The 13,542-nt window shown below is 44.1% G+C and carries 12 protein-coding genes; 4 read left to right on the plus strand and 8 right to left on the minus strand.

The features are described 5' to 3' along the window. Positions 1-37: 37 nt before the first annotated feature. The 6 genes from JQC93_RS05360 to JQC93_RS05385 are packed head-to-tail and all read right to left on the minus strand — an operon-like array spanning position 38 to position 6,375. The gene (locus JQC93_RS05360; RefSeq protein WP_205157457.1) at positions 38-1,306 is read right to left on the minus strand and encodes a BatD family protein; all 1,269 of its coding nucleotides are present in this window, start codon (positions 1,304-1,306) and stop codon (positions 38-40) included. After that, positions 1,290-2,894 (minus strand): vWA domain-containing protein, encoded by a 1,605-nt coding sequence (locus tag JQC93_RS05365; RefSeq protein ID WP_205157458.1) that lies wholly within the window; start codon positions 2,892-2,894, stop codon positions 1,290-1,292. Before JQC93_RS05365 ends, JQC93_RS05360 begins: the two co-directional genes overlap by 17 nt. Beyond that, complete coding sequence (locus JQC93_RS05370; RefSeq protein ID WP_205157459.1) at positions 2,884-3,948, minus strand: VWA domain-containing protein; 1,065 nt, start codon at positions 3,946-3,948, stop codon at positions 2,884-2,886. Before JQC93_RS05370 ends, JQC93_RS05365 begins: the two co-directional genes overlap by 11 nt. Further along, on the minus strand, positions 3,945-4,427 hold the full coding sequence (locus tag JQC93_RS05375) for a DUF4381 domain-containing protein (RefSeq protein ID WP_205157460.1): 483 nt from the start codon (positions 4,425-4,427) through the stop codon (positions 3,945-3,947). Before JQC93_RS05375 ends, JQC93_RS05370 begins: the two co-directional genes overlap by 4 nt. Before the next feature lies 1 nt (position 4,428). Then, entirely contained in the window at positions 4,429-5,379 is a 951-nt protein-coding gene (locus JQC93_RS05380; RefSeq protein ID WP_205157461.1) for a DUF58 domain-containing protein, read from the minus strand. 9 nt (positions 5,380-5,388) lie between these two features. Beyond that, a complete protein-coding gene (locus JQC93_RS05385) occupies positions 5,389-6,375 on the minus strand; it encodes an AAA family ATPase (RefSeq protein WP_205157462.1) in 987 nt (328 codons plus the stop codon). A 448-nt stretch (positions 6,376-6,823) separates the two neighbouring features. On the opposite strand from JQC93_RS05385, the gene JQC93_RS05390 reads away from it, so the two are divergent. The 4 genes from JQC93_RS05390 to JQC93_RS05405 all read left to right on the plus strand — a co-directional run bounded on the left by JQC93_RS05390 (position 6,824) and on the right by JQC93_RS05405 (position 11,424). After that, a complete protein-coding gene (locus JQC93_RS05390) occupies positions 6,824-8,950 on the plus strand; it encodes a sensor domain-containing diguanylate cyclase (protein WP_205157463.1) in 2,127 nt (708 codons plus the stop codon). A gap of 110 nt (positions 8,951-9,060) precedes the next feature. Beyond that, positions 9,061-9,525: a dCMP deaminase family protein gene (locus JQC93_RS05395; RefSeq protein ID WP_205157464.1), complete on the plus strand. Its 465-nt coding sequence runs from the start codon at positions 9,061-9,063 to the stop codon at positions 9,523-9,525. A 12-nt stretch (positions 9,526-9,537) separates the two neighbouring features. Continuing rightward, positions 9,538-10,533 (plus strand): Gfo/Idh/MocA family protein, encoded by a 996-nt coding sequence (locus JQC93_RS05400; protein ID WP_205157465.1) that lies wholly within the window; start codon positions 9,538-9,540, stop codon positions 10,531-10,533. 12 nt (positions 10,534-10,545) lie between these two features. Continuing rightward, positions 10,546-11,424 (plus strand): TonB-dependent receptor, encoded by an 879-nt coding sequence (locus JQC93_RS05405; RefSeq protein ID WP_236009375.1) that lies wholly within the window; start codon positions 10,546-10,548, stop codon positions 11,422-11,424. Here the strand turns inward: JQC93_RS05405 and JQC93_RS05410 are convergent. After that, entirely contained in the window at positions 11,421-12,062 is a 642-nt protein-coding gene (locus tag JQC93_RS05410) for a DUF2726 domain-containing protein (RefSeq protein WP_205157466.1), read from the minus strand. The two genes, JQC93_RS05405 and JQC93_RS05410, sit on opposite strands and share 4 nt — an antisense overlap. A gap of 109 nt (positions 12,063-12,171) precedes the next feature. Beyond that, entirely contained in the window at positions 12,172-13,440 is a 1,269-nt protein-coding gene (gene glgC / locus JQC93_RS05415; protein ID WP_205157467.1) for a glucose-1-phosphate adenylyltransferase, read from the minus strand. Positions 13,441-13,542 lie beyond the last annotated feature (102 nt).

Raw genomic sequence — 13,542 nt, forward strand, 5'->3', positions numbered from 1 at the left:
GCTTTGTTGTTTTAATAATACCCTATATATTTTTGAATCAACGTAACTTTCTCCATGTCGCTACCAAGTTGGTTTTAAGTTTTGGTTTTGAAACGTTAGGACGATAACGATCTTTCTGCAGTTGCTGCGCGTTTTCATCCCAAGGGGACAAAGCTTGAGAATCAACGAGAGTTAATTGGTTGTGGTCACGTTTTACTTTTCGATAGAGCACCGACTCACTTTTACCCCAGTTCTTCTCTCGCATAGCCTTCGAAAACTGATACCACAACGGCATCGTATCTGTTGCCTTTCTTCTGTTTATTTCTTTGATTAAGCGGTAAAGCCCATAGCCTAACGCCCCTAACCCGACCAGCAACACGCTTAATTGAATACTGTATGCCCGTACAAACGAGCTAAACGTATGTTTCACTGTCCACTCTTGGCTTGGCAGCGATAATCGTTTTTCGCTGTTGGTTTTGGTATCCCACCAAACCACCTCTACTTCTGGCAATACTAAGCTTCCGGCATCTTGTACAACTAAAGTGATTTTTTCAGTGTGGCTAGAATTTCGAGTACCGCGCACTTCTTTGTCTAAGAACTGCCCTTGCGCTAGGTAAGCCGTAGAGCCAGATGTTTGATAGTCATTTTTGTCTATCAAAACTGGAAATAACATGGACAATGACGATTGAGCAGTCAAAGTAATTTCTCTTTCAATCGAATCTCCCACATTGATTAACAACTCATTTTGTTCTGTATTTTCATCGCCAATTTCTTTTACGCGAGTGACTGTGATGTTCTCGGTCAATTTAGCGTTTTGTGCGACTAACCAATGAGTCTCATCCGATATGTAGGGAGAAGGAGTAAAAGACGTGAAGTTGAGTGGCGAGGTAACTAATTTACCGACTATCGTTTCTCCCTCGTGCTCTACGCCAACCTCTATAACGATCGATGGAATAATATAATCGCCTGATTTTTGAGGAAATATTGGGATCTCCCACAATTGATTTATGTATTTTTTACTATTAATACGTTTTACCGAGTTTAGTGCAAAGGGCCCTTGTGGGAGAACAACGGCATTGTCGACCTCAAAGTGATTAATTTTGGTCCCTTGCGAAAACTTGGCGCTTTCCGGGATAGAAATATCGATGATTAAAGTGACTTGAGACGCAATAGGGATCGGCTCTTTGATATTGAGATAGTGAGTTGCGACGATCTGCTCTTGCCTCACTAAGTCTGAAACACTGGTAGCAAAAGAGGAGGTAAAAAATAGCCCTAGTACTGACAAGATAACCAGTTTTTTGAGCAGAAGATTAATCATTATTTTCATACCCCACCGTCGCTTTGCCATCTTCTAGTTGATAGTAAAATTTCGATGAAAGGAAGTTATCGAGTTTACTTTCGACTCGCTTCATCCATTTTTCACGGACTTTTGCATCGGCTAAAATTTCTTCGGCCGATAAAGTTTCTTCTATAAGTTGCGATTGATCGACTTCCGTTTCGGTGCCGTCACTGGTTTGAGGTTTATCGCCCAATTCCCTGCTCGACTGTTTTTCTAAGTTGTTATCTTGGCTCTCTGAAAAGTCATTAATCTGGTCGATTATCCGCTGCATCAAGTCGCGATTTTCTTTAGCGCCAGGGAACTCTGGTTGTAGCTCGACGATCTCATCAAACATAGCGCGAGCTGCGACATACTCGCGTTGTCGTGCCAATGAGTTGGCTACCCCAAACTTTGCGACAGTGGAATCTTCTCTGAGGTAATAACTCTGCGCGAGTTTGTATTCACCTGCTAGGTAATAGCTAGTGGCTTTCCACTGGTTGGACTCAAAAGTGACCGCCGCTTCTTTGTATTGAGCCTTATCGAACAGTAACTGACCTTGCTGATCGGGGGTGAGCCAAAGATCTTTAAACTTCCAATCTGCAGCTTCAACCGGCTCGGAGTACATGGTGAAAGACGACAGTGTGAGAATAACAGACCATTTAACCAGAAAACCTTTTCGAAACCACAATAGATATAAGGCAGCAACGATGAAGGTTAATGGGTAGCCCCCATCTGCCCATGGCATTGTATTGTCTTCACTTATTAGTAAGTTATTGTTGGTTTTATTCACTATCCACGTTACATCGTCTGCATCAATGGTGGTGGTCATAAGATCACCACCAACAGCATTGGCTAGATCTTGTAACGTTTTTTCTTCATAAGGAATGTCGGATTGATTTTGGTTGTTTCCCATACCCAGTATCAGTAGCTGATGAGCGGAGCTATCAAAATACTCGTCAAAACTTGCTTGAGTACGTTCATTCACCCCATCGGTAATCAATAGAATGGTACTTGGTGTTGGATAACCTTTTAACATGCTGTCTATGAGCGCTACGGTGTACTCAGCGAACTTACCTTCCCTAGGCATAATTTTGCCAGATATGGACTCTAAAAGTGGAGTGAACACTTTTTTATCTTTGGTTAATGGCATAGCGATATGGGCACTGCCCGAATAGACAATGAGCCCCGTCTTGCCTGCATCTCGAGCATTGAGAATGTCTTCGATTTTTTGTTTGGCTCTTAATAATCGAGTCGGCGTCACATCACTTTGCAACATAGACTCCGACACATCCAAAATGATGACCATGTTTGTGGCATCTTCCCCAAAAGGTGAGGCTTCTTTTTCCCAGGTTGGACCAGCAATGACGACAATGGTCGTTAACCCAGCAAATAGCGTCAGTTTCAACGGCAGTTGCTTAGACCACCCTTTCTCTCCAACACTTAATACTGAGACCAAGTGTTTAGGAATGACCTTCATCCAGTCTTGTTCTTTTTTCTTGCTTCGCCAATTTAAGAAAACCAGTACCGCAAACGGCAGCAACAACCAGAGCCACAATGGACGAATAAAATGGAATGCTTGCAAAGAATCAATCCACATTTTGGCTTCCTTCCTCTGATACTGTCGATCGGTGAGAGAAGTACCGCTTTACGGTATAAAATGTCATCATGATTAAGTAGTTCAGTAACAGCAGCAGCATAGGAACATAGTGCACCGAGACTTTTGGTTGGTACGTGAAGCTTTCGAAAAAAGCGGGTTCTAAATCTGAAATTGTTTGATATATCAACGACAGTTCTGACGGTGATAGTGCTACAAACGACTCCCCTTTTGTAAGGCTAGCAACTTGCTCAACCACTTCCATGTCCATCGCATTTTCACCAACGGTTTTAGGATCGCCCATCGCGACCATATGAATACGAATATCATAAGAGGCCGCAATTTTTGCCGCTTCGATAGGAGGCACTAAACTGTCGGTGTCGTTGCCATCGGTTAATACAATGAGTACTTTTTGTTTTACAGGAGCGGCGCTACTGTCGTTGGAATCGGAGCTTTCTAAAAGATCTTTTTCGTCTTCTATAAAAGTTTTAATACCTAAACCTATCGCGTCACCAAGGTGAGTACTTTGACCTGCCATTGCTACGCGAGTTTCTAAAAGCAAGTCGACCCATGTACTGTGGTCAGCAGTAAATGGCGCCTGTAAAAATGCAGAATCACCAAATAGGATCAACCCTAGCCTGTCGCCCTCACGCTGTTCGCTAAACTCAACAAGAACATTTTTTGCGGCATCAAGACGTGACAGTTTTTCACCTTGTTCATCAACGAAATCGTCCGTTGCCATTGAACCGGATAAATCGAGGACAATCATCAGGTCGCGACCGGTCACTTCACGCGTTTGCGGCTCACCGAGCCAGACGGGTTTTGCCATGGCAATGACCAATACAGTCCAGCCAAACAAAAGCGACGCTTTTTGCCAACGCGATGATTTTAGCTCAGTGGCACCTTTGCTTGCTTTTAGCCCCATAACATCAACAAGCACATCAAAGAACGGGACCTGAAGCGCCGACTGTTTAGTACGGTATGCAGGAGCCAAGCGATAAACAAAAAATGGCAGTATCGCTAGAACTAATGCCCAAGGGTGAGAAAACTCAATCATTGACTCACCTCATGCTGATTAATCCATTGTCGACTTTTGTCTATTAATTGCTCAAGCTCCGAGTCTGAGATCTCGTTGCTTTGCTTGGGATCATACAGTGCTCGCTGCCATAGCCGGGCTTGAGGTGAATCAAAGTCGATCTTTGAGCTCTTATCTAAAAACGTCAGCCACTCACCGCCATGTAAACCTGCAACCTCGGTCACGCCAAAAGCAGCGCTGGCTGTCTGTTTTAAAATACGATTAAGTTGCATTATTTTGTCTGTTTTTGAGTGCGAATTGAGGGTCGATAGTGCCTTAATGGCATCACGTCGGTATCGATTTAATCGCCACGCTTTTAGCTTTTTATATGAGTAGTAGCAGATAAGAATCACTGCCAGCCCAAGCAACACTTTCCAACCAATGGTTTGTGGAAGCATTGAGACCGTCGCTGGCGGCTCTAGCTCCACCAATGGGTCAAGAAGAATGTTATTACCCGCCATCCTAGTTTCCCCTCATCGACATTTGAAAATCGTGAATATGGTTGCCATCTGTGGAAACTTGAATATAGGGTGCGGATCGGGTCGTAAACAGATGTTTTAGCCGAGCCAATTCCGATTTAGCATACTCCTCGTATCGAGTAGACAGGTCTTTAGCGTCTTTCGACAAAGCAATCTGTTGTGCGCCATTGGTTGCGTAAAACTCAGCGGTAGGTTGTAGTTTGTGCTCAAAGATGTCGCTCACCATAACACCTAATACGTCATTACTGCTTTTTAGGATTTGCAACTGCTTGGTCGCTTGCGCATCGAGACCTTTAAAATCGCTAAACATGATGACCAATGCGCCTTTTAGCTGCATTTGTCGTAATGTTTTGAACGCGAGGTTTAGGGATTGCGTAGCAGATTGCGGCACCTCGTTCGACGCTGAGAGTTGGTGGTTATAGGCTTCAAAACTCTTTACTATTTGGAGGGTATTTTTTTGACTGCGCTGAGGAGAAATCCATGAGTGACCATCATCATTAAAGGTTAAGCACCCTACTCGATCACTGTCTTTTAATACTTGCCAGGCACAAATTGCGCCTAATTCGGCAGCAACTACTGATTTCATGGTGTGTTGCGATGAGAAAAACATACTTTTACGCTGGTCCACAACAAGGATCACCGGTAGATCTTTTTCTTCACTGTAAACACGTACATAGGGTTGACGAGTCCGCATGGTGACTCTCCAATCCATCGATCGAATATCGTCACCTTCATGATAGTGTCTAAATTCTTCAAAATTTAAACCTCGCCCCCTAAAGCGTGAAAGGTGGCGTCCTGACATAAGGCCAGAGGCTTTATCATAAGGCGTTAAAGTGAAGCTGTTTTTCATGTACTTGAACTGAACTAAACGATTAAAATCGGTATAGATTCTTGGGTCAAGTTCTGGATTCTTCTGTTGCTCCCTGACAGCCATGGTACATCCCTAAGTTAGCAGTACATGTTGTAAAATTTCGTCTATAACTTCAGTGCTTGAGATCCCTTCCGCTGCGGCGTCAAAGGTTAAAGATATTCGATGTCCTAAAATGGGATGCACAACAGTTCGAACATCGTCAGGGGTTACAAAGTCTCGCCCTGCAAGCCAAGCACTAGCCCGTGCACAGCGATCTAATGCGATGGATGCCCTTGGGCTCGCCCCGACTGCTACCCAACGACCTAATGCGCTATTTGGGTAAAGTTCAGGCTCACGAGTCGACATAACAATATCGACAATATACTGTTCGACATTCTCTGCAATATGAATCGATTTAATGGCTTCTTTGCCTTCCAACACCGCATTCACATCAAACTCGGGTTTATTTGTGGTGGTTGATTGTTGTGAGTGGTGACTTTTTTCTTCAGACCGAACAAGTCGAATAATATCTAACTCGGCATCAACTTTTGGATAGGCGACATCGACTTTCATCAAAAATCTATCCATTTGCGCTTCAGGCAGTGGGTAGGTTCCCTCTTGCTCGATTGGGTTTTGCGTAGCAAGTACCATAAAAGGTTGAGGTAGATGCACAGTATCACCAGCCGCCGTAACCGTTTCTTCTGCCATCGCTTCTAGTAATGCAGCTTGAACCTTTGCAGGTGCACGGTTTATTTCATCGGCAAGTACGATGGAGTTAAAAATGGGTCCGGGCTTAAACGACAGATCAGGCTTGCCGCCGACTTCTCGGTATACTTCAGATCCGGTAACGTCCGAGGGTAATAAATCCGGTGTAAACTGGATGCGCCCAAACGCCAGTTGTAAATTGTCGGCCAGTGCTTTAACCGAACGTGTTTTGGCTGTGCCTGGCAACCCCTCTAACAACACATGTCCACCACTTAACAGCGAAAGTATTAAGGCGCGTACGACGTGCTCTTGCCCAATAACGGACTGATTTAGCGTATTTTCTAAATCAATAATGTTCTGATTAGCCGAGCTCATGAATTAAATCCTTATATGTATTAATTGTCGCAACGTTTATTCGCTGATTAGGCACCGTTTGATGATTTTAAAGCTGATAAAACTAATAATTATCAGTCAAGTACGTCTTACTGCACGTTGTTTATATGTTGTTACTAACAATAGTCGATAAACCATTTAGTAGCCTGTTATTTCCAGTTAACTGTCGTCGTGTCGCGAGAGCGTAATTGAAAACTGCGCAGTAGATGGGCGAGTTACTCTGCTAACTTTTTTTAAAAGCAAGCTTGTTTATGAAGTCTAGCTTACAAAGTCGACCCTTCAGTACCGCAACATTACGGTTTCATCGTTTTCAGGCAATGCAATAATGGTAGTTACGCATCAAGCGAAGGCTAAACAAAGCCTAGCTTTAGTGCGGTTTTAATTCACTTACAGGCATCGATACGGTATCATCGAGTTCTAGGAGCGTATAATGACGAAAAATTCCAGAAACGAGATGATCGCGCTAGCGAGTCAACTTCGTACTCACCCTGACATTGCTGGGTTAGACTTCATCGAAAAGAAAATTGAAGCAGTCAGTGCGAAACACGGCGTTTCGATCTTTGCTACATTGCGTCATTTTCTAAATGGCATGAGGGCTATCCGCTCAGATCAGGATGAATTGGCTATCGAGGAGTATGGATCGTGTATTCGCATAGCTTCCGATGGAGATTACGTCCTAACCGCTATCTCACACCTCCTAACAGCAACCATTCACTACGAGCAAGAAAGAACAGAACTTGCCAGCGTTCATTTTAAAGCCGCCCTTGCTAACGAACATCGACTCGACACGGGAACGCTTTCTTGGATCTTAGTTAATATTAGTGGTTTTTATTGTTTTCTAGGCAATTACGAACGGGCTTTAGAGTGCGCCAGTAAGGGCGCTGAGCTTTCGTCTTCGTCATTTAACGCGTATAACTATTGCGTCTGCTTACTCAATATTGGATATGCTCATACACATCTTGGCCGTAGTCGCGAAGCGGTCTCTGTATTAGAAGATGCGGTAGAGATTGGCACTAAGAATAACAATTCACGACTGTTGGCGATTGCGCACTCCTATCTTGCACGCAGTTACGCAAGTCTCGACGATTGTGACTTTGATAAAACCCAACAGCTCTTTTTTACTGCGCGCCAATATTTTACCGATGCGTTATCCGTTAACGATCAGGTTGAGAATGAGATTGGGATTGCACGGTTTTATAATAAGCATGCGCGATACATCGAAAGCGTTGAAGTGTGTGATGCGCTATTTGCCCAGCTTAGCTCTGAATTAAGACCAATTGCTCGCAGACGTGCCTTAGAGCTGCAGTGCGAAGCCCTATCGGAGCTTAAGATGTGGGAGCGCCTTGCTAAGGGTGAGAATCAACTTCGAAGATTAGTGTCCAGCGCGCTGGATGAACATGAAACAGCAAGGAACGAAAGTGTTGTCGAAGAGGTTGAAAGTACAGCAGAGCAACAAGAACAGCTTATTAATAGCAAAGTCTTCGAGAATTTAGACGCCATCAATACCATTGGCCAAATGATTGCAACAAGTGACAACCTTTCTAAAACACTGCCTAAGATATATCAGCAAGTGAACACTGTGTTCCCTACTTTTGAGTTTGGGATAGCGCTTTATGATAACGCTAGCGATATCTTAGATTATTGTTATTTTTACGATGTGAATGGTTCTGTTAAAGGAAAGCGTGTCGACTGTAATAAAGGTGACAACCTCGGGGCTTTTGTCGTTAACCACCTTCAAACGGTTCATATTAACTCGGTGGCTTCAGATACTCTCTCACCTTTCCTTAATACAGAATACAAAGATGCGAGCAACCCAGTTGTTAATGACGAAGAGTGCCACTCGTTACTCATGACCCCTATTGTGCTCAAAAATGAGTTACTTGGCGTTCTGTCATTGCGGGCGAAAGAGGTTGATCAGTACCACTCCTACCACCGTCGTCTGTTTGAGCAGTTGGCTAACTTCATTGGTATATCGCTGATTAACTTGCAGCAGAAAGCGAGATTATTGATCGCCAATCAACAGCTTGAAAAACTGTCGCAAACAGACCCACTTACCGGTTTGCGTAATCGCCACCAATTGAGTGAGTTGTTTCATGACTCGCTAGACTCCAGCGTCGTCAACTCAACCAGTTTTTCATTAGCGCTTATCGATATTGATTATTACAAGCGGTTTAACGACACTTACGGACACCAAATGGGGGATAAAGCGCTGGTGTTCGTGGCTAATTTGCTTGCTGAAGGTTTTAGCGACAGCAAAGCACACCTGTTTCGATACGGTGGTGATGAGTTTTTGCTGCTTGCAGAAGGGTTAAGTCAAGATGCATTGGAGCATCGTTTACGGTCGTTATTGGATAACTGCTATGCACTGCACATCGATGGGATCAATACTCCAATCACCTTGTCAGTTGGCGCCGCGATTGCAGAGTGCCCAGAGCGTGGCACACGTTTTAATCTATTGTTTGATTTGGCTGACGAAGCACTCTATCAAATCAAGAATCAGGGTAGAAACGGATATAACGTGCGCACCTGTAAAAAAGAACAGCTGCTAAGTGACTAATGCAGATTCTAGTCTCGCCTAAACCAGAATCACTAGACATTTTATGTTGTACGCCATAGGCTTACTTAACCTGATGTTTTCTATACTTTCAGATTAAGGATACGCGTACAATGATTTCAAAATGGTCTAAACGCTTTTTCCAGATGGCCGAGCTTGTTGGCTCATGGAGTAAAGACCCCTCGACTCAAGTTGGTGCGGTGATCACTAAGAACAACCGTATCGTCTCGGTTGGTTTCAATGGCTACCCTCACGGTATTTCCGATAGTGCTGAAACCGACGAACGAGAGCTAAAATACCTCAAGACATTGCACGCAGAAGAAAACGCCATCTTATTCGCAAAACGCGATTTAGAAGGCTGCGAAATATGGGTGACTCATTTCCCCTGTCCAAACTGCGCGGCAAAAATAATTCAAACAGGTATTGCATGCGTGCACTGTCCAGAGCAAACCGAAGATTTTATGTCCCGCTGGGGCGATAAAATTAAAATTAGCCAAGAAATGTTCATGCAAGCCGGTGTTCGTGTGGATTGGCTGCCGTTAAAAGATTTGGCAGACAGCCAAGAAAACGTACGATAACAGGAAGTGATGATGAAAAATGGACCTTTTCGCTGGGGTATCCTTGCTCCGGGCAATATAGCTAACCGTTTTGCACAAGCCTTTGAAGCTGTAAATAATGGTGTGGTTTATGGTGTCGCTAGCCGAAGTGTTGAACGAGCGCAAGAATTTGCCAACCAACACAACATCCCGACCGTTTATAACTCGTACGATGCGCTAATTCATTCGAGCGACATCGACGCTGTTTACATTTCCAGCCCTCATCGATTTCACTTTGAGTTGGTGAAAAGCTGCTTGTTAGCGAAAAAGCCAGTGTTGTGTGAAAAACCCCTTTGTGTCACCGCGAAACAAGCAAAGGAACTCATCGCACTTTCACAACAGCAAAATACCTTTTTAATGGAAGCGTTGTGGACCCGCTGTCTGCCGCTGTGGCAACAGGTAAGAGATTGGATCGCAGAGGGACTTATAGGTGACGTTGTCACTATAGAATCAAGCTTTGGCTTTGTCTTTCCCAATGATCCAAACAACAGGCTCTACAACATCGAATTAGCCGGCGGAGCCTTGTTGGACACAGGGATTTATAATCTTGCAATGTCTGAATTTGTGATGCAAAAAGCGCCACTAGCGGTGCATTCTTCGGTTGAGAAAAGTGCGACTCATGTGGATCAACGTACTACGGGATTGCTTGACTATGGTAGTGCAACCAGTGTGTTTACCTGCACATTAGTCTCCGAATTAAGTAATACTTTTAATATTTTCGGAACCAAAGGCCGCATTTCTATAGACGCCAATTTCTGGGAAGCTCAGCACGCAACTTTGACCCCAGCGAATGGCGAAAAGAGAGTGAGTCATACCCCTTACCGAAAGAATGGGTTTGAATATCAAATTGAAGAAGCGCAGCACTGTATTGAAGCGGGTAAATTACAGAGTGATCGTGTCAGTCACGAATTCACCTTACGAATGGCCAACATTATGGATGACATACTTGAAAAAGGCGGCGTCAACTACCCATTTGCACCACGCAGCTAAGCGAGCTTAAACATGAAGCACAATCGCGCTATTTTTCTGTTGGCGATGACAGCAACGCTACCTAGTGCGGCGTTTGCCGAAGGCTTTGAGCTACCTATCTGGAAATCGGATGCTGAGGCGTTAGGCTATGTGCTCCCTGAGGCGTTTGGAATCAGTATCGGCTATATGCATGTTGAACAAGGCATTAATGTCGATAGCATTAGCTTTGATGGGTTGAAGTTTTTGGGCAGGCCATTGCCTGAGGACTTAATAGGCATCACGACTAAAGACAGCTTTCAAAAAAGTGATGTTTTGACGCTTCGAGCCGATATGTGGTTGTTTCCATTTCTTAATTTCTACGCTATTGGCGGCAAAATCAAAGGCTATACCCAAACAACCATAGATGTGGCTATAGACATTCCAATACTTAAACCAGAGATAAATGATCTTCCATTTAAGCTCGATCTCGACGGGAATATGTATGGAGGTGGTATTGTCCTTGCTGGTGGCCACGGAAACTGGTTTACGCTCGTAGATGCTAGCTTCACCAAGACTAACCTAACCGTGATTGACGGCGGTATAGATTCGTTTGTCGCGACACCACGTGTTGGCTATGACTTCACCAATCATGGCACTCCAATTAGAGCTTGGATCGGAGCACAGTATCAGGATATTCAACAAAGCCTATCAGGTAATATCTCAGACTTAGATTTGCCTAGTGAGTTGGCGAATTTGATTGATTTAGTCAATACCGATGAAGAAGGTCGATTTAACGTCGAGCAAAGCTTAGCGACAGACTGGTCGCCGGTGGCTGGATTTCAATACACATTCAATAAAACGTTTAATGTGATTGGAGAGTTTTCGTTTGGTGAACGACAAAGTGTTTTCGTAACTTTGGATACGCGTTTTTAGTGCTCTAGAATATTTTCAATATAGTTGCAGTTTGGCGCTCGACTGCACACCCAAAAGCGGCGTCCAACCACCTCACCTTGTGTTGCCGTTCTAATTACTAGCGGACTACCGCATTTTTGACAAAACTTGGCGCTTTTGGTGTCGGTTTCTAGTTTTAAGTATGGCGATAGTTTTCGGCTGATTGCCGAGACGCGATAAGCGTGTTGTTGATTTAACGAAATCACAGGAATATTGGCGCTACGGCAGATGGCCAATATGGCTTTTTCCCGATCTGCTTTGTGTTGACTGATCTTTTTACCATCATCTATGACGATGGTACACACTACCTGCCCACTTTGTTTATCCACGATGACGTAGTCTAAAGTTGCTTTTAGCGCTTTAGCATAGGCGCGTGAACGTTTTTTAGCATTGGACTCTTGCGGCACAACAATACTGGACAGCGCAACCTTGGATTGCACCAAAGCTTTGTCTTCAACCGCTTCGAGTAACGCGATATTAAGCGCATGTTCTACATCGCTAAAATAGCGTTTTCGAGCTGTATAGCGGTACTCTTCTGCTACATACCGTTTTAGAACTTTACTTCTAACGATAAGGTAGAAAACAACCAGTACCAAAAATAGTATTGCAATTTCAAACATGCACGTTCCGATGTTGTGTCACTTTAGCCAACTAAAGTGTAACAGCCAAAAAAAACAATTGAGAGCGATTTCGCTCCCAATTGTATGATTTGGTTAGAAAGTGATTGGTTTATTTAGCTTGGTAGTTTTCTAAATCACTTGGCATTACCAATACAACGCCTTTTGCGGTCACTTCAAAATACTTAGCATCGTGTTCAAGATCGTCACCAATAACAATACCGTCTGGAAGTATTGTGCCTTCACCAACAATAACTTTCGTTAGCTTACAGTTTTGACCAACGACTACTTCTGGTAGAAGTATCGAGTCACGAACAACAGACCCTTCATCCACATAAACAGAGGTAGAAAGTAGAGAGTGATCGATAGTCGCGCCTGAAACAATAGTACCTGCAGACAATACGGAGTCAGTCGCCGCCCCACGGCGTTCTGGCTCATTGAATACAAACTTGGCACCTGGCAACTGCGACTGTGTTGTCAATGTAGGCCAGTGACGGTCGTAAAGGTCTAACTCAGGCTTAGGCGACAAGATGTCCATGTTCGCTGCGTAGTATTCGTCTAGATCGCCCACATCACGCCAATACGCGGTTTCACATGGATGACCTTGAGCACTGAACACATAGCCACGTACATTCAAACGCTTAATGATTGCAGGAATGATGTTATGGCCAAAATCATGTTGATACTCAGGATCTCTTAGTGCTTCAACGAGTTCACGCTCTAATACTTCTTTATTAAAGATGTAGATCCCCATAGACACTAGCGACTGGCTTGGATCGGTCGGACTTGGTGCAGGATTGGCCGGTTTCTCTTGAAACTCGATGACATTACCTTCACCATCAATGGCCATTACGCCAAACGCACTTGCTTGCTCAATAGGTTTGTTAATGCACGCAACAGTTACATCGGCATTGGTTTCAGAGTGGAAGTTCAGCATGCGCGAATAATCCATCTTATAGATGTGGTCACCGCCCAGTATAAGAATACGGTCAGCGTCCATTTGACGGATCAAATCTAAGTTTTGGTAGACCGCATCGGCCGTTCCACGGTACCAATCGTTACCAGTACGTTGTTGGGCTGGAACAATCTGCACACCATCGCCCAGTGCGTTGGATGAGAATTGCCAACCACGCTGGAGATGTAAAATGAGGTTATGGGCCATAAACTGGGTAAGAACGCCTACCGAGCGTATGCCAGAGTGATAACAGTTAGAAAGTGCGAAATCGATAATCTTGTACTTACCCGCAAATGGAACAGCAGGTTTGGCTACATCTTTGGTCAAGCCTTTTAGACGTGTACCTTTACCACCAGCTAGAACCAGAGCGATCGTGTTCTTAAGCAAACGATTGCTTGGGTGGTGCGAATATTTATTGTGGGGCATGTGGGGGTCTCTCCTAGTGTTATTATTAGCCGCATTATTGTCATACTATTTGTGCGGTTTCTTGACTATACCCCCATTAGATTGCGTTTTTTTTGAAGCAAT

Source organism: Vibrio ulleungensis (genome assembly GCF_016900875.1).
Classification (GTDB): domain Bacteria; phylum Pseudomonadota; class Gammaproteobacteria; order Enterobacterales; family Vibrionaceae; genus Vibrio; species Vibrio ulleungensis.